The following is a 15472-nucleotide window of genomic DNA, read 5'->3' on the forward strand; positions in this document are numbered from 1 at the left end:
GCATAAATGGGTCAGAGGCGTTTACAAGCAGGGCGAATGTGGCATGTCGATTTCGCCGACGTGCGAATCCCCGAGCGCACACTGAGCGAAAGGCCCTGGCGCTTATGAACACCACGGTCAGCTGCGAGCTGCACCTGCGCCTCGTTGTATCGAGCGAGTCATCGCTACCTGTACCCGCGGGGCTGCGGTATGACACGGCGGATCCGTACGCCGTACACGCCACGTTTCACACCGGAGCCGAGGAAACCGTCGAGTGGGTGTTCGCCCGCGACCTGCTGGCGGAGGGGCTGCACCGGCCCACCGGCACGGGCGACGTCCGGGTGTGGCCCTCACGCAGCCACGGACAGGGAGTCGTCTGCATCGCCCTCAGTTCGCCCGAGGGTGAAGCCCTGCTGGAGGCCCCGGCGCGGGCCCTCGAGTCGTTTCTGAAGCGAACCGACGCGGCGGTCCCACCCGGCACCGAACACCGTCACTTCGACCTCGACACGGAGCTCTCGCACATCCTCGCGGAGAGCTGACAGGCTCGCCGGTTCTCCGCGCCGTCTGACTCGGGGTGACGGCGCGGGACCGGCGACGGGACACCAGGGCACGGCGCCGTCGCGCGGAACCGCGTGGCGGCGCCGTCGCGTGCGCCGGGGCACGGGCGGCGCCCGGCGGAAGCCGATACAGTCCGCTGTGGGAAGCTCGCAGACCGGATCGGGGGCCCGCCGTGCTGATCAACCACGACACCCGGTGCGCCCTCGAACAGGCCGTGGACCTGCTCAACACCGCGAGTCTGGGGGACGCCCCCGACGCCCTGTCGGACGTCGCCGCGCTGCGGCGTTTCGTACGCGAACAGGACGTCAGCGACGTGCGGACCGATCGGCTCGACGCGGCGGACCTGCGGGCGGTGCGCGCGCTGCGCGACCGTTTCACCGAGGTCTTCGCGGCCGACTCGGACGCGGCGGCCGCGGAGCTGATCAACGCGCTGGTGGCGGCCGCGGGCACCACGCCCCGGCTCACCGACCACGACGGTCACGACTGGCACGTGCACTACTTCGCGCCCGGCGCCTCCCTCGCGCACCACCTGGCCGCGGACTGCGGCATGGCACTGGCGTTCCTGGTGGTGGCCGGCGAACGGGAGCGACTGCGGCGCTGCGCGGCACCAGGCTGCGGGCGGGCCTTCGTCGACCTTTCGCGGAACCGGTCGCGCCGCTACTGCTCCAGCCGCACCTGCGGGAACCGGCTGCACGTCGCCGCCTACCGGGCCCGCCGGCGCGACGCCCCCGCGCCCACCGGCTGAGCCCCACCGCGGCGGGAGCACCGGCCCCACCGGGCCGGGATCACAGCAGAAACTGGTCGTGCACCCCCGTGACGAGCAGCAGGGCGCCGATGACCGTCAGGAAGAGGATCAGCGGCGGCTGGGACAGCGCGTACAGGCATCCTCGACTCTCCGGGTCGGGGTAGGCCGTGTCGGCTGGTTGGTTCGTGGGATCGGGAGCGGTTTCCCTGGTGATGTGCGCCATGTCGCGGTGATCATGACGCAGCCGGACCCCGGCGCGCGATCAACACGCCTTCTTTGTCCGGTCATTCAACGTTATTCGGACTTCTTCGAGATCGCCGGGCGATGCCCGGATATGATGCCGCCCCGCCGCACGCCCTGGCCGGCTCCGGCCCTCAGATGCCGTGCTTCTTCAGGATGGCCTCGATGTCGGAGAAGTCGTCCGCCGCGGAGTTCCCCCGCGGGGTCGAGCCCGCCTCCCGGCGCCGGCTCGCGGGCAGCGCGGGCGTGGCACCGCCGGAGTCGGCGGCGGCCCCGCCCTGCCGGCGACGGCCGTCGGCCAGGCGGGCGACCAGGTACAGCAGCGCCGACCCGCCCAGCACCCCGAAACCGGCCCAGGCCACCGGGTCGAACGTGATGTGGCTCACGAACTGCACCACCCCGGTCATCGCCAGCCCCACCGGCAGCAGCGCGACGGCCGCCACGCGCAGGGCCAGCGCGTACCGGCGGCGGCGGGCGACCAGGAAGGCGACGCCCAGACCGGCGGCGGAGATCAGGGTGCAAACGGTGCCAGTCAACATGTTTCCATCCTGCCGCGCTCCCGGCCGGTGGGCCATGGCTCGGACCCGGGATCAGGGGAATCTCCGGGTGAGAGACTGGGCCCATGACCGACCCGACGCCGCGCCGCGCCGTTCTCGACGTGTGGTGTGACCTCCAGTGTCCCGACTGTCACCGCGCCGAGAGCGACCTGGTGGCCCTGCGCGAGCGGTTCGGCGAGTCGCTGGAGATCCGCCGGCGGCACTTCCCGCTGCCCGGCCACCAGCACGCGCTGGCCGCCGCGCAGGCGGCCGAGGAGGCCTACGCCCAGGGCCGGGGCGACGCGTACTGCGCGGCGCTGCTGGCCCGCTGCGCGGACCTGGCGAAGCGAGGGCCCGAGGTGCTCACCGAGGTGGCCGCGGAGCTGGGTCTGGACGCCGAGGAGATCGACACCGCGCTGATCGACGGGCGCCACCTGCTGGTGGTGGACGCGGACCAGGCCGAGGGCCAGGCCATCGGCGTGACCGGCACCCCCACCTACGTGATCGGCGGCGAGCGCCTGGACGGCGGGCGCGACCAGCGGGGGCTGCGCGACCGGGTGGCCGGGATCGCCGCGGCCCTGCTGGTTCAACCCCCCAACGGCTTGGCGACGTAGTAGTCCCTGGCCTGGTAGCCGAGGGACGTGTACAGCGACAGCGCCGGGGCGTTCCCGGCGAAGACGTTCAGGCCCAGACGCGGCCGGCCGGCCGCGTGGCAGATCCGCTCCGCCTCCCGCATCAGCTCGCGCCCGTGGCCGCGGCCGCGGTGCTCCGCGTGCACCCGGACCGAGAAGACGTACCCGTCCACGTCGAGGTCCACGGCCTGCCCGTGCACCGCCACCCACAGGGCTCCGACCTCGACGCCGCCGTGGCTGAGCAGCCGGAGCGCGCTCGCCCGGCTGGTGACGCCGTCGGGCAGCAACCGGCGCAGGCCCGCGTCGGCGCGGTCCTCCGCCTGGGCGCGCGGCAGCCCCAGGCCGGTCCAGCCGTCCACCACGAAGGCGCGCTCGGCGGCCTGCCAGCCCGCGAAGTCGGCCTCCGTCATCGGGCGCACCGCGTAGCCGTCGGGCAGCGACGGCGGTCCCGCGGCGATCCGCTTGGCCATGGTGCGGTTGCGCTCCAGGTAGCCGAGCGCCGCGGCCAGCGCGAGGGCCGCCCCCGCGGACGCAGGCACCCGCGCCTCGACGCGTTCGCACCGCCAACCCCGCAGGACCTCCTCGGCGGCCAGGACCGCGACGGTCGCCCGGCCACGGCGACGCTCCGCCGGGTCCACCGACAGGGCGTCGACGCGTCCCACCCGGGCGCCGAAGCGCTCGTCGGTGGAGAGCCGCAACGCTCCCACGGCGCGGCCGTTGTCGCAGACGTCGAACTCCCGGCACCGGCCGCCGTCCGCGGTCGGCTCCTCCGGCCCGGTGGGCCGCAGGGTGGTCGTCATCGCCGGTCTCCCCCTCCGCTCCCGTTCAGCTTTCCGTTCCCCTCCCGCCTGGCCCGCCTGGCCCGCCCGGCCCGCCCGGCCCGCCCGGACTTCCGCCTCGGCTCCCGCCTCGACGGCCCGGCGGCCGGGCCGCCCTCCGGTCAGGGATCGACGTCGGCCGCCGCGCGTTCGGCGAAGATCCGCATCGCCCGCGCGGTCACGGGCCCGGGGGCGCCGGGCAGCTCCCGGTCGTCGACCCGGCGGACCGCCTGCACGTCCCGGGTGCTGGAGGTCAGGAAGACCTCCTCGGCGCGCTCCAGGCAGTCCATCGGCAGCTCGGTCTCCTTCGCGCCCGCCCATTCGAGGACCAGGGCGCGGGTGATGCCCGCCAGGCACCCCGAGGACAGCGGCGGGGTGTGCAACTCGCCGTCCAGGACGACGAAGACGTTGGTGCCCGTGCCCTCGCACAGCTGGTCCGCGGTGTTGCCGAAGAGCGCCTCGGAGGCGGCCTGTTGCCGGGCCCGAGCCAGCGCGATCACGTTCTCCGCGTAGGAGGTGGACTTCAGGCCGGCCAGCGCCCCGCGCTCGTTGCGCGTCCAGGGCACGGTGATGACCGCGGTGGTGTCCGGGCGGAGCGGGGCCTCCGCGTGGGCGACCAGCAGGGTCGGCGGCGCCTCGCCCCGGTCGGAGCCCAGCGGGGCGGTCCCGCCCGTGTACGTCACGCGCAGCCGGCCGCGCGCGAGCGGGTGCGCCTCCAGCACCGCCAGACAGGCGCGGCGCACCTCGTCGCGGTCCGGTTCCGGCAGGCCGAGCCCGGTCGCGGAGGCCGCGAGCCGGTCCAGGTGGCGGCTCAGCGCGAAGGGCCGCCCGTGTTCGGTCTTGAGCGTCTCGAAGACGCCGTCGCCGACCGTCAGACCGTGGTCGAAGACCGAGACCCGCGCGCTGTCGGCGTCGCGCAGTTCACCGTCCAGCCAGATCAGCGCCAAGGTGCACTCCCGTGGTCGTTCTCGTGCTCTTCTCCCCCGCCTCCGACGCTACCCCGAGCAGCCGGCCCGCCTTGAGCTCGGTCTCCGCCCACTCGCGTGCCGGGTCGGAGCCCCAGGTGATGCCGGCGCCGGTGCCGAAGCGCAGCAGCGCGGGCCCCTGCGTGCGGTCGATCCAGAACGTCCGGATGCCGACCGCCAGCTCGCCGGTCCCGCGGTCCGCGTCGACCCAGCCGACGCCTCCACAGTACGGGCCGCGGGGCGCCGTCTCCAGGGCGTCGATGATCCCCAACGCGCTCGGCTTGGGCGCCCCGGTCACCGAACCCGGCGGGAAGGCGGCGGCCAACAGCTCGGGCCAGCCGGCGCCCGGGGCGAGCTCGCCGCGGACCGTGGAGACCAGGTGGACCAGCCCGGGATACGGCTCGGGGAGGCACAGCGCGGGAACGGTGACCGAGCCCGGCACGCAGACCCGGCCCAGGTCGTTGCGGACCAGGTCCACGATCATCACGTTCTCGGCGCGGTCCTTCTCGGTCAGCTCGGCGGCGGTGCGTCCCGTGCCCTTGATCGGCCCGGACTCCACCGTCCGGCCGCGGCGGCTCAGGAAGAGCTCGGGCGAGGCGGTGGCGACCTCCACGCCGTGCGCGGGGAGCCGGACGGTGCCGGCGTGCCGCGCGGGATGGCGGGCGGCGAGCCGGGCGGCGAGGGCGTCGACGTCGGACGCGGTCGCGGCCGGCAGCGGGGCGGAGAGCACCCGGCAGAGGTTGACCTGGTAGACGTCACCGGCCGCGATGTGCTCGCGGATCCGGGCCACGCCGGCGACGTAGCCGGCGCGGTCCAGGGAGCTGGTCCAGGCGTCGGGGCGCGGACCGCGCCAACCCTCCCGCGGCGCCGGCGGAGCGGGGCGCACGTCGCGGAAGCGGGCGCACACCAGCCCGCCGTCGTAGTGCGCCACGACCGCCCACCAGCCCGCGGAGTCCAGGGCCGCCGGGTCGTCGGTGACGTCGAGCAGCCCGGTGGCCAGGACGCCGCCCAGCCGGGCCAGCGGCTCGAGGTCGTTCACCCGTGCGAGTCTACGCCGCCGGGCCGCGCCCCCGGCGGGATGGCCGCGGCGGGGAGCACGAGGCCACGCGTGCGTCGGGGCTGGATACGGAGTTTGAGCTGGCTCACGAATCCGGTAGGGTTCAGGACGTCCCCAGGGGCACAGGGATGGTGCTCCGGGACCTGCTGCGGACGTAGCTCAGTTGGTAGAGCACCACCTTGCCAAGGTGGGGGTCGCGAGTTCGAGTCTCGTCGTCCGCTCGAAGGGGGCCCGTCCCCCGTCGGTGGAGTGGCCGAGAGGCGAGGCAACGGCCTGCAAAGCCGTCTACACGGGTTCAAATCCCGTCTCCACCTCGGACGATTAGCTCAGCGGGAGAGCGCTTCCCTGACACGGAAGAGGTCACTGGTTCAATCCCAGTATCGTCCACCAGGCCCTCTGTGGGCCGCGCGCGATTAGCTCAGCGGGAGAGCGCTTCCCTGACACGGAAGAGGTCACTGGTTCAATCCCAGTATCGCGCACCAGAGGCGAGAGGGCCGGAGGAGCTGCTGCTCCTCCGGCCCTCTCGTACATGGTGCCCGGGCAGCTCCCCAGCTGCCCGGGCACTCTTGCCGTCCGTCGTACCCCCGTCCCCACGGGGTTGTTCGCCGGTTGTCCCCGACCCGGGCCGCTCTCCCGAGCCTGGGGCGCCGCTCAGCGCCCCAGCGTTCCGGCAACGGACGACGCCTGTGTCACGACGGCTTCGACGCCGCCGAACGCGACGGCGAGGGCGATGGCCAGTGGCAACACCATGGCCGCGGCCACCAAGGGGTGACGCCGCTCGGCCTGCGGCCGGGTGGACTGTGGTAGTGCCGTGTTCGCCATCTCTCCCTCCCCCGTCGTGAGTTTGGGGCGGCGGGCGGGTGACCTCGGGGGACGAGTGCGACGCCCGCCGCTTGATGACAACACTAGGCGCGGGGGTGGCGCCGCACGTCAGCCCGGCGTACTGACCTGGGGGCCTCCCGCAGGATGAGTCGGTCGCGGTCGGGCTACTCCCCAGGGTGGACACACCTCGGTCGCGACCCAGGGATTTCCCCCAGGGGGGTGGGGAACCGCCCGCCGCGGTTCGTCCGGGTCGGCGACGCGCGGCCTTTCGGGCGCGCCGGCCGGGCAGTCCGTAAGCTGTGACCAGGACAAGAACCGGGCAGCGAGGTAGACATGGCGATGATGCGGCTCCGTCGGGAGGACCCGCGAGTCGTCGGCACGTTCCGGCTGCACCGGCGGCTGGGGGCGGGCGGCATGGGCGTGGTGTACCTCGGCTCCGACCGGCGCGGCCAGCGGGTGGCGCTGAAGGTCATCAGGCCCGAGCTCGCCGAGGACCAGGAGTTCCGGTCTCGCTTCGCCCGCGAGGTGTCGGCGGCACGGCGGATCCGTGGCGGGTGCACCGCGCGGCTGGTGGCCGCCGATCTGGAGGCGCCCCGGCCGTGGTTCGCCACCCAGTACGTGCCGGGACCTTCGCTGCACGACCGGGTGATGGAGCGCGGCCCGCTGGCCGCCGCCGAGACGGCGGCCGTCGGTGCGGCGCTCGCCGAGGGACTGGTGGCGGTGCACGAGGCGGGCGTGGTGCACCGCGACCTGAAGCCTTCGAACATCCTTCTGTCGCCGAAGGGTCCGCGGATCATCGACTTCGGCATCGCCTGGTCCACCGGCGCGAGCACGCTGACCAACGTCGGCACGGCGGTGGGCTCCCCCGGTTTCCTCGCACCCGAGCAGGTGCGCGGGCAGCCGGTCACCCCGGCCAGCGACGTCTTCTCGCTCGGCGCCACGCTGGCGTACGCGGCGCTCGGCGACTCGCCGTTCGGGCAGGGAAGTTCCGAGGTGATGCTGTACCGGGTCGTGCACGAGGAGGCGGAGCTGCGGGGCGTGCCGGCTGCCCTGGCGCCGCTGCTGCGCTCGTGTCTCGCCAAGTCGCCCAAGGAGCGGCCGAGCACGCTGCAGCTGTCGTTGCGACTCAAGGAGATCGCGACCCGGGAGGCGCGCGGCGTGAGCCAGCCGGCGGTCGGGCACCGTCCGACGCCGACCCCGACGGCGTCGGCCTCGGGATCGGGATCGGGATCGGCGTCGGCCTCGGGGCCGGTGTCGGCCGCGGACCGGACGGGCCCTCGCCGGGCCGGCCCGGGTTCTTCCCAGCCGGCGCGGTCCGCCCGGCCGCGGCCCCGCACGGGGCGGAGCGGGCCCGCCCGGCGTCCCGAGCCGGCGCGCGGCGTGGATCGTCGGCTGCTCCGCCAGCGGCTGGTGATCTTCGTCACCGTGACCCTGCTGGTCGCGCTGGGGATCGCCGCCGCGCAGGGCTGTCAGGGTCCGGTCTGACGTCGGTCGGGCCCCGCCGCGCCGGCCCGCCCGGGCTGAGTGCGCCCGGGCCGAGTTCGGCCCGGCTCAGCGCGGCCGGGTCGCGTAACAGGCCACGGCGCAGGCCGCGGCCATGTTCAACGAGTCCACGCCGGCGCTCATCGGGATCCGGACGACCAGGTCGGCGGCGGCGAGGGTGGCGGGGCGGAGTCCCTCGCCCTCCGTGCCGAACACCAGGGCCAGCCTGGGGTGGCGCCGCTCCGCCAGTTCGTCGAGCGTCAGGGCGCCCTCGCCGAGCGCGAACGCGGCCGTGACGTACCCCGCCGCGCGGAGCAGTTCGACGCCCGCCGGCCACGGGTCGAGCCGGGTCCACGGGACCTGGAGCACGGCGCCCATCGAGACCTTGACCGAGCGCCGGTACAGCGGGTCGGCGCAGCGCGGCGTGACCAGCACCGCGTCCACGCCGAGCGCGGCGGCGGACCGGAACGCGGCCCCGACGTTGGCGTGGTCCACGATGTCCTCCAGCACCGCCACCCGGCGGGGTGGCCCGTCCGGCCCCGGGCCGCCGGGGCCGAGGAGGCGTCCGGGGTCGGGCAGCGGCCGACGCCGCATCGCGGCCAGGGCGCCGCGGTGCACGTGGTAGCCGGTGAGTTGCCGGGCCAGTTCCGGGCTGACCAGGTACGCCGGCGCGCCAGCCCGTTCGACCACGTCCCGCATGGCGTCCGCCCACCGCGGCGTCAGCAGCAGCGAACGGGCCGGATAGCCGGCGTCCAGCGCCCGGCGGATGACCTTCTCGCCCTCGGCCATGAACAGGCCTTCGGCGGGCTCCCGCACGGTACGCAGGGCGACGTCCGTGAGGTCGGCGTAGTCGGTGAGGCGGGGGTCCCCTGGGTCGGTGACCGTCTGGTAGGCCGTCACGCCCGGCCCACCGGGCGTGGTTCGGCACCGGCCGCCGGCGCCCACGGGCCGTGCCGCGCGACCTCGCCGACCACGATGACGGCCGGCGGCCGGACGTCCTCGGCGGCGATCCGCTCGGCCACGGTCCCGAGGGTTGCGTCGAGGCGGCGCTGGGCCGCGGTGGTGCCCTCCTGGACGACCGCGACGGGGGTGTCGGGCGCCCGGCCGTGCCGCACCAGGGCGTCGGCGATGGCGCCCATCCGCTCCACGGCCATCAGCAGGACGAGGGTGCCGCGCAGCCGGCCCAGCGCCGGCCAGTCGACCAGGGAGCGCGGGTCGTCCGGCGCGAGGTGGCCGGACACGACCGCGAACTCGTGCGTGACGCCGCGGTGGGTGACCGGGATGCCGGCGGCGGCGGGGACGCTGACGGCGCTGGTGACGCCCGGCACCACCGTGACCTGGAGGCCGGCGGCCGTGAGGGCCTCGACCTCCTCCATGCCGCGCCCGAAGACGTACGGGTCGCCGCCCTTCAGCCGGACCACCGCCCGGCCGGCCCTGGCGTGCTCGATCAGCGCGGCGTTGATGGCGTCCTGGTGCATCGCCCGCCCGTAGGGGATCTTCGCGGCGTCTATCACCTCGACGTGCGGGGGCAGTTCGGTGAGCAAGTCGCGGGGCCCGAGGCGGTCGGTGATCACCACGTCCGCCTCGGCCAGCAGCCGCCGCCCGCGCACCGTGATCAGGTCGGGGTCGCCGGGGCCGCCGCCGACCAGGGCCACGCCCGGCACCCGGTGGCGCAGGCGGGGCGCGGCCAGCGTGCCCTCGCGCAGCCCTTCGACCACGGCGTCCCTGACCCGGGCCGAGCGGCGGGGATCGTTGCCGGTGAGCACGGCGACGGTCACCCCGTCGCTGTGTCCGGTGGCCGGGGTCCAGGCGGTCGCCGCCGCGGCGTCGTCGCTGCGCACGCACCACACCCGGCGCTCCTCGGCCTCGGCGGAGGCGGCGGCGTTGACCGCCGGGTCGTCGGTGGCGATCAGCGCGTACCAGGCGCCGTCGAGGTCCCCCGACCGGTATCCGCGGCGCTCCCAGGACAGCTCCCCGGCCTCGGCCATGGCCTGCACGGAGGGGGTGACCGCGGGGGCGACCAGCCGGACGTCCGCGCCTGCGGTGAGCAGCGCGGGCAGCCGCCGCTGCGCCACGCTGCCGCCGCCGAGCACGAGGACACGGCGGCCGGTGAGGCGCAGTCCAACGGGGTATGCGGGGTTCTCGGACATCGGCGCTGCGGGCTCCTCGGCGCTGGGCGGATCACGTGCCGAACGCCGCTGCGGCGCTGGAGCGGCTCGGTGGTGCAGGAGGCGGTACGGGTGGGGACGCTGGTGCTGGGGTCGCGGGGAACGTCCCCTCACTCACCTTACGGCGCGCCCGGGCGCGCGGCCCCGTCAAGGGAGCCGCGGGCGCCGGGCGGCGCCGGGGTCAGTTCTTGTCGGTGACCCCGGCGGAGTCGAACGTGGCGACCTCGCGGAGCGCCCGGGCGGCGCTCTGCACCACCGGCAGGGCGAGCAGCGCGCCCGTGCCCTCGCCCAGCCGCAGGTCGAGGTCGACCAGAGGGCGCAGGCCGAGGGCGGTGAGGGCCGCGACATGTCCGGGCTCGGCGCTGCGGTGGCCGGCGATGCACACCGAGACGGCCTCCGGCGACATGGCCCGGGCGGCCAGGGCGGCGGCGCCGGCGCTGACGCCGTCCAGGATCACCGGGACCCGGAGCGAGGCGCCGCCGAGGACGAAGCCGGTGAGCGCGGCGTGCTCCAAGCCGCCGACGGCGGCCAGGACGCCCAGCGGGTCGTCCGCCGCCGGCTGGTGCAGGCGCAGCGCGCGGCGCACCGCGTCGATCTTCCTCGCGTGCGTCTCGTCGTCGATGCCGGTGCCCCGGCCGGTGACCTCGGCGGGCTCGGCGCCTGCGAAGACCGCGATGAGGGCGGCCGAGACGGTGGTGTTGGCGATGCCCATCTCGCCCGTGAGGAGCGCCCGGTGGCCGGCCGCGACCAGGTCGCGGGCGGTCTCGATGCCGACCTCGACGGCGCGCAGCGTTTCCTGCCGGCTCATCGCGGGGCCGACGGTGAAGTCGGCGGTGCCGGCGCGCACCTTGCGCGGCATCAGGCCGGGGGTGGCGGGCAGTTCGCCGCGCACGCCGACGTCGACGACGCAGACCTCGGCGCCCACCTGGTTGGCGAAGGCGTTGCAGACCGCTCCCCCGCCGAGGAAGTTGGCCACCATCTGGCCGGTCACCTCCTGCGGCCAGGCGGTGACCCCCTGGGCGTGCACGCCGTGGTCCCCGGCGAAGACGGCGACGGCGGCGGGCTCGGGCACGGGCGGCGGACAGCTCCTGGCCAGGCCGCAGAGCTGCGCGGAGATGACCTCCAGGGCGCCCAGCGAGCCGGCGGGCTTGGTCATGCGCTTCTGCCGCTCCCACGCCTCGCCCAGCGCCTGGGCGTCCAGCGGTCGGATCTCCGCGAGCGTCTCGCTGAGCAGGTCGTGCGGCTCGGCGCCGGGCAGCGCCCGGCGGCCGTAGGACTCCTCGTGCACCACCCAGGACAGCGGGCGGCGTTGGGCCGCGCCGCCGGGCGCGGGCTCCGGCTCCTGGGGAGCCTCGTCCACGTAGCCGACGCACAGGTAGGCGACGATCTCCAGGTGGTCGGGCAGGTCGAGGACGCCGACCAGTTCGCGCTCGTCGAAGAAGCTGATCCAGCCGACGCCCAGGCCCTCGGCGCGGGCGGCGAGCCAGAGGTTCTCCACGGCGCGCGCGGCGCTGTACGGCGCCATTTGCGGCTGCGTGCGCGGGTCGTGCGCCGGCCGCCCCCCACGGGTGGGGTCGGCCGTGACCACGATGTTGACCGGGGTGTCGAGGATCGCCTCGACCTTGAGCTCCTTGAACTGCCGGGCGCGGGCCTTGGGGAGCGATCTGGCGTACGCCTCGCGCTGCCGGGCGGCCAGCTCGTGCACCGCCTGCCGGGTCTCGGGCGACCGGATGATGACGAAGTCCCAGGGCTCCGAGACGCCCACGGTGGGAGCGGTGTGGGCGGCCTCCAGGACCCGGAGCAGCACGTCGTTGGGGATGGCGTCGGGCCGGAAGCCCTCGCGCACGTCGCGGCGTTCGCGCATCAGCCGGTGCACGGCCTCGCGTTCCGCGGCGGGGAAGGCCGGGGCCGGTGACTGCCAGGCGCCGGCCTGGACCGGCACCGCGGTCAGCTGCGGGGGCGTGGGCGCGGCCTCGGGCGGCCCGGCGGACTCGCCGGGCGCGGCCGCCGGCTCGGGCGGGGTCGCCGGGGCGGCGGACGGTTCGGTGGCGGCGTCGCCGGCCTGCGGCGGGGCGACCGCTACGGGCTCGGGCGCGACCGGTGCGGAGGCGGCGGGCGCGGCGGCCGGCACCGGCTCCACGGCAACGCCCGCGGCCGGCGTGCCGTGCGCCGGTGTGGCGGTGGCGCCGGGAGCCGGGGGCGCGGGCGGCGCGGCGGCGACGGGGGTGCCGTGCGGCGGCGTCGCCGCAGGGGTCGGCTGCGGCGTGGGGGTGCCCTGCGGCGGCGTTCCGGTGGGCGCGGTGGGCTCGACGGCCGGGGTGGCGGCCTGCGTGGGCACGGCCGGCTCGGGCGTCCCGACCGGCGGCGTCTGCGTGGGCGTGCCGTGCGGCGGGGTGCCGGGGGCGACGGCCTCCGCCGGCGGCGCGCCCTCGCCGTTCGCCGGCTCCTCGGGGGTGGTGGGCGCGGGCGGTTCGGGGGCGACGGCGGCCGGCGGGGCCAGCTGCTCGGGGACCGGGGCCGGTGTGCCGTGCGCCGGTGTGCTGGTGACGGCGGGCGCCGCGGCCGCGGCGGCCACCGGGGTGCCCTGCGGCGGGGTCGCCGAGGTCACCGGCGGAACGGCGACCGGCGCGGCGGGCGTCGGGGTGCCCTGCGGCGGGGTGGCCGACGTCGCGGGCGGGGTCACGGTCGGGGTCGCGGAGGGAACGGCGGCGGCCGGCGCGGCGGGCACCGGAGTGCCCTGCGGCGGGGTCGCCGAGGTCACGGGCGGAACGGTGGACGGAACGGCGACGGCCGCCGGTGCGGCGGGCGCGGGGGTGCCCTGCGGCGGCGTCGCCGAGGCGGGCGGCGTGGCAGCGGACGGCGCCGGAACGGTCGGCGCGGCAGCCGACGGCGCGGGCGGGACGGGCGCGGGCGGGACGGGCATCCCCGCGGGAACGAGGGGCGGCGGCACCGGGATCGCGCCGGGCGCGGTGCCGGCGGGCGGCGTGGCGGACGTGGGAGCGGCACCGGCCTCGGGCCGGGCGGCGGGCTGCTCGGGCGTCGGCTGCGGGGCGGCCAGCACGCCGTCGCCCCAGGCGCCGCTGGCGGGCGGCATGAGCAGGTCCTCGTCCTCGCCGTCGCCCGGCTCCTCCGCGGGCTCGGGGAAGGGGTACGCCGGTGCCGCGACCAGGACTCCCGACTGCGCCGGCGGCGCCGGCTCTTCCGGCCGGGCTCCCGCCCGCTCCGGCTGTCCACCCTCCGGAAGCTGGCTGGTGTCCGTCATGCGTACCCCTCGCCCATCGGTTGTGCTCCTTCCAAACGGCGGGTGCGCCGCGCCCGCCGCGCCGTCACATCCCGGACATTGACGGATGAACCATCAAGTCGAGGCGCCGGCACAACGATCCATCAGCCTACCCGGGAGTGCGCCGGCCGCCGGTCAGGGGTGCGCGAGTGACCCCGGATGGTCCCTGTTTGTCACCGGGGCGTCGGCGGGCGACTGCCCACGAGCAGGAACACGACCGTTCGGCCCTGTTCGGTCCAGCCCCGGGTCTCCAGGTCCACGGACTGCAGCAGCGTGCACCGCACTTCGTAGCCCGCCTCGCCCAGCACCCGGCCCGCCGCCTCGGCCTCGTCGCGCGTCAGCGCGTGCGTCACGATGCGCAGCGGCCGGCGGTCGGCGCAGGCCACCAGCGTGCGCTGGCCCCCGCCGCCGACCCGCACCACGTCGGGCTCCGGCAGATCGTCCAGCGCCTGCGGCGCCGCGCCGTGCACGATGTGCAGCTGCAGCCCCAGCCGCCGCGCCGTCTCGTCGGCCAACGCGCAGGCGCGGGCGTCGCGGTCCACGGCGACGACCGCCGCCCCGAGCCGCGCCGCCTCCACGGCGGCGAGGCCGCCGCCGATGCCGATGTCCCACATCAGGTCCCCGACCCCGGGGCCGAGCGCCGCGAGCGCGAGGGCGCGCAACTGCGGGTCCTGCCCCGGTGGTGGTACGCCCCGGGTGCGCGCCGGCTGGTTGTACGCGGCCGGTTCGAGCCCCCAGCCGCGCGGTCCCGAGTCCCCGCCGGGCCCCGAACCGGCCAGCCAGCCGCCGGCGGGCGAGGCCGCCGGCGCGGCGCCGGCGCCGCCGACGACGATCAACACGTTGGGGTCGTTCCACCGGTACTGGGAGACGGTGTCGGAGGTGAGCACGGAGACGCGCTCCCGCTCGGTGCCCAACTCCTCGCAGATGAAGAACGTGCGGTGCACGTCGCCGAGCAGCAGGGCGATCTCGGCCGGTCCCGCGCCCGGCGCGGTGAGCACCGCCACCTTGGGGTGAGCGCGGCACACGTTGACCGCGCGCCGCAGGGTGCGCCGGCTGGCGACCACCACCCGGGCGTCGTCCCACGGCATACCGGCGCGGGCGAAGGCCGCGGAGACGGCGGAGACGGCGGGCACCACCTCGACCTCAAGGCCGTGTTCGGGGTCCCGCAGGGTGCGGACCACGCCGAAGAAGCCGGGGTCCCCGTCGGCGATGACGACGGCGGTGCCGCGGTGCGCGGCGATGCGGCGGGCGGCCAGCGAGATGCTGCCGAGCTGCACCCGCTCGGCGTGCGGCGGGATTTCGGGCAGTCCCAGGTGGCGTGGGGCTCCGGCGACGAGGGTGGCCGCCTTCAACGCCGCCCGGGCCGGGGGATCGAGGGGGGAGCCATCCCATCCGATCACCGTGACGCGGTCGGCCATGGTCTTCGGCGCTCCTGGACTCGTCGCAGGTCGAGGGACGCGATGAGCCTACCGCGCGCGGTCAGTGCCCCGGGGAGTCTTCCAGGTCCTCGGGCAGCAGACCCCAGACGATCAGATCGGTGCGGATGTCCGTCCAACCGCCGTCCTCGGTGCGCGAACGCACTATCAGGGCGTTGCGCAGGATGCCCTCGCTGACGCAGCCGATCTTCTGGGCGACCTGCTGGGACGCGGTGTTGCCGGCTGCCGTGCGCAGCTCCAGGCGCTCGAACTTCTGGTCCCGGAACAGCCACTGGGCGGTGGCCAGCACCGACTCGGCGGCGTAGCCCTCGCCTCTGGCCCAGGGGGCGACGACGTAGCCCACCTCGGCGGCCAGCGTGTGCCAGTTGGTGTTCATCAGGTGCACGCTGCCGACGAGCCGGTGGGTGAAGAACTCGGTGACGGCGAGCACGATGCCCCGGCCCTCGGTGCGTTCGGCCGGGGCGCGGCGGAGGATCCAGTCCCGCGCCTCGAGGCGGGTGTAGGGGTGCGGGACGCTGGTCCAGGCCGCCGTGAGCTCGTCGTTCATCATCTCGGCGAGCTCGGGGATGTCCGCTTCCTCGAACGGGCGCAGCACGAGCCGGTCCGTGCTGATGGTGATGTCGGGGAAGGTGGATGTCATGCGCCGCTCCCTACCTCGTTTCTGAGGGGACAGCATGCAGTATCCGGTGGCGGAGCGCAGCGTCGGGGGCCCCCCCCCCCCCCGCGGCCCCCCCGGGTGCCCGGGCCGCGGGGG

At 75.9% G+C, this 15472-nt stretch carries 15 protein-coding genes and 4 tRNA genes; 8 read left to right on the plus strand and 11 right to left on the minus strand.

Annotated features, from left to right (window positions below; all coding sequences use genetic code 11):
• The first annotated feature begins 104 nt into the window (after positions 1-104).
• Together ABGB06_RS38455 and ABGB06_RS38460 are read left to right on the plus strand one after the other, a co-directional pair.
• On the plus strand, positions 105-518 hold the full coding sequence (locus tag ABGB06_RS38455; protein WP_003959770.1) for an SsgA family sporulation/cell division regulator: 414 nt from the start codon (positions 105-107) through the stop codon (positions 516-518).
• Positions 519-709: 191 nt separating this feature from the next.
• Positions 710-1282, plus strand: a complete 573-nt coding sequence (locus ABGB06_RS38460) for a CGNR zinc finger domain-containing protein (RefSeq protein WP_347600068.1) — start codon at positions 710-712, stop codon at positions 1280-1282.
• 40 nt (positions 1283-1322) lie between these two features.
• Here ABGB06_RS38460 and ABGB06_RS38465 read toward each other — a convergent pair whose 3' ends face one another.
• Positions 1323-1505, minus strand: a complete 183-nt coding sequence (locus ABGB06_RS38465) for a hypothetical protein (protein ID WP_347600071.1) — start codon at positions 1503-1505, stop codon at positions 1323-1325.
• A gap of 151 nt (positions 1506-1656) precedes the next feature.
• Positions 1657-2061: a hypothetical protein gene (locus tag ABGB06_RS38470; protein ID WP_347600074.1), complete on the minus strand. Its 405-nt coding sequence runs from the start codon at positions 2059-2061 to the stop codon at positions 1657-1659.
• Positions 2062-2144: 83 nt separating this feature from the next.
• On the opposite strand from ABGB06_RS38470, the gene ABGB06_RS38475 reads away from it, so the two are divergent.
• A complete protein-coding gene (locus tag ABGB06_RS38475) occupies positions 2145-2672 on the plus strand; it encodes a DsbA family protein (RefSeq protein ID WP_347600077.1) in 528 nt (175 codons plus the stop codon).
• On the opposite strand, the gene ABGB06_RS38480 is transcribed toward ABGB06_RS38475, so the two are convergent.
• From ABGB06_RS38480 to ABGB06_RS38490, 3 genes are all read right to left on the minus strand, one after another.
• A complete protein-coding gene (locus tag ABGB06_RS38480; protein WP_347600080.1) occupies positions 2645-3490 on the minus strand; it encodes a GNAT family N-acetyltransferase in 846 nt (281 codons plus the stop codon). The genes ABGB06_RS38475 and ABGB06_RS38480 overlap by 28 nt on opposite strands.
• A gap of 140 nt (positions 3491-3630) precedes the next feature.
• Positions 3631-4455: an aminodeoxychorismate lyase gene (locus ABGB06_RS38485; protein WP_347600083.1), complete on the minus strand. Its 825-nt coding sequence runs from the start codon at positions 4453-4455 to the stop codon at positions 3631-3633.
• On the minus strand, positions 4430-5512 hold the full coding sequence (locus ABGB06_RS38490) for a chorismate-binding protein (protein WP_347600086.1): 1083 nt from the start codon (positions 5510-5512) through the stop codon (positions 4430-4432). Before ABGB06_RS38490 ends, ABGB06_RS38485 begins: the two co-directional genes overlap by 26 nt.
• A gap of 166 nt (positions 5513-5678) precedes the next feature.
• On the opposite strand from ABGB06_RS38490, the gene ABGB06_RS38495 reads away from it, so the two are divergent.
• The 4 genes from ABGB06_RS38495 (at position 5679) to ABGB06_RS38510 (ending at position 6012) form a co-directional block, all read left to right on the plus strand.
• Positions 5679-5751, plus strand: a tRNA-Gly gene (locus ABGB06_RS38495).
• Positions 5752-5773: 22 nt separating this feature from the next.
• A tRNA-Cys gene (locus tag ABGB06_RS38500) sits at positions 5774-5844 on the plus strand.
• Position 5845: 1 nt separating this feature from the next.
• Positions 5846-5920: transfer RNA gene (locus ABGB06_RS38505), tRNA-Val, on the plus strand.
• Positions 5921-5937: 17 nt separating this feature from the next.
• Positions 5938-6012, plus strand: a tRNA-Val gene (locus tag ABGB06_RS38510).
• Positions 6013-6181: 169 nt separating this feature from the next.
• Here ABGB06_RS38510 and ABGB06_RS38515 read toward each other — a convergent pair.
• Positions 6182-6352, minus strand: coding sequence for a hypothetical protein (locus ABGB06_RS38515; protein ID WP_347600089.1), 171 nt, complete (start codon positions 6350-6352; stop codon positions 6182-6184).
• Positions 6353-6685: 333 nt separating this feature from the next.
• Here ABGB06_RS38515 and ABGB06_RS38520 point away from each other — a divergent pair, with 333 nt between their 5' ends.
• Positions 6686-7837, plus strand: coding sequence for a serine/threonine-protein kinase (locus ABGB06_RS38520; protein ID WP_347600092.1), 1152 nt, complete (start codon positions 6686-6688; stop codon positions 7835-7837).
• Positions 7838-7903: 66 nt separating this feature from the next.
• Here the strand turns inward: ABGB06_RS38520 and ABGB06_RS38525 are convergent, their stop codons facing one another.
• The 5 genes from ABGB06_RS38525 to ABGB06_RS38545 form a co-directional block, all read right to left on the minus strand.
• On the minus strand, positions 7904-8734 hold the full coding sequence (locus tag ABGB06_RS38525; protein ID WP_347600095.1) for an RNA methyltransferase: 831 nt from the start codon (positions 8732-8734) through the stop codon (positions 7904-7906).
• A complete protein-coding gene (cobA, locus tag ABGB06_RS38530; RefSeq protein ID WP_347600098.1) occupies positions 8731-9984 on the minus strand; it encodes a uroporphyrinogen-III C-methyltransferase in 1254 nt (417 codons plus the stop codon). The genes ABGB06_RS38525 and cobA overlap by 4 nt, the downstream gene beginning before the upstream one ends.
• Before the next feature lie 199 nt (positions 9985-10183).
• On the minus strand, positions 10184-13264 hold the full coding sequence (cobT, locus tag ABGB06_RS38535) for a nicotinate-nucleotide--dimethylbenzimidazole phosphoribosyltransferase (RefSeq protein ID WP_347600101.1): 3081 nt from the start codon (positions 13262-13264) through the stop codon (positions 10184-10186).
• Between the two features lie 191 nt (positions 13265-13455).
• A complete protein-coding gene (gene cbiE / locus ABGB06_RS38540; protein WP_347600103.1) occupies positions 13456-14700 on the minus strand; it encodes a precorrin-6y C5,15-methyltransferase (decarboxylating) subunit CbiE in 1245 nt (414 codons plus the stop codon).
• A 61-nt stretch (positions 14701-14761) separates the two neighbouring features.
• Positions 14762-15358, minus strand: a complete 597-nt coding sequence (locus tag ABGB06_RS38545) for a GNAT family N-acetyltransferase (protein ID WP_347600106.1) — start codon at positions 15356-15358, stop codon at positions 14762-14764.
• Positions 15359-15472: the final 114 nt, after the last annotated feature.

Source organism: Streptomyces sp. B6B3 (genome assembly GCF_039871525.1).
GTDB lineage: Bacteria > Actinomycetota > Actinomycetes > Streptomycetales > Streptomycetaceae > Streptomyces.

Coding starts and splice junctions, on each gene's coding strand:
- ABGB06_RS38545 (WP_347600106.1), bottom strand. CDS start 15,358: ATGACATCCACCTTCCCCGACATCACCATCAGCACGGACCGGCTCGTG.
- cobA (WP_347600098.1), bottom strand. CDS start 9,984: ATGTCCGAGAACCCCGCATACCCCGTTGGACTGCGCCTCACCGGCCGC.
- ABGB06_RS38470 (WP_347600074.1), bottom strand. CDS start 2,061: ATGTTGACTGGCACCGTTTGCACCCTGATCTCCGCCGCCGGTCTGGGC.
- cbiE (WP_347600103.1), bottom strand. CDS start 14,700: ATGGCCGACCGCGTCACGGTGATCGGATGGGATGGCTCCCCCCTCGAT.
- ABGB06_RS38480 (WP_347600080.1), bottom strand. CDS start 3,490: ATGACGACCACCCTGCGGCCCACCGGGCCGGAGGAGCCGACCGCGGAC.
- ABGB06_RS38520 (WP_347600092.1), top strand. CDS start 6,686: ATGGCGATGATGCGGCTCCGTCGGGAGGACCCGCGAGTCGTCGGCACG.
- ABGB06_RS38455 (WP_003959770.1), top strand. CDS start 105: ATGAACACCACGGTCAGCTGCGAGCTGCACCTGCGCCTCGTTGTATCG.
- ABGB06_RS38465 (WP_347600071.1), bottom strand. CDS start 1,505: ATGGCGCACATCACCAGGGAAACCGCTCCCGATCCCACGAACCAACCA.
- ABGB06_RS38475 (WP_347600077.1), top strand. CDS start 2,145: ATGACCGACCCGACGCCGCGCCGCGCCGTTCTCGACGTGTGGTGTGAC.
- ABGB06_RS38515 (WP_347600089.1), bottom strand. CDS start 6,352: ATGGCGAACACGGCACTACCACAGTCCACCCGGCCGCAGGCCGAGCGG.
- cobT (WP_347600101.1), bottom strand. CDS start 13,264: ATGACGGACACCAGCCAGCTTCCGGAGGGTGGACAGCCGGAGCGGGCG.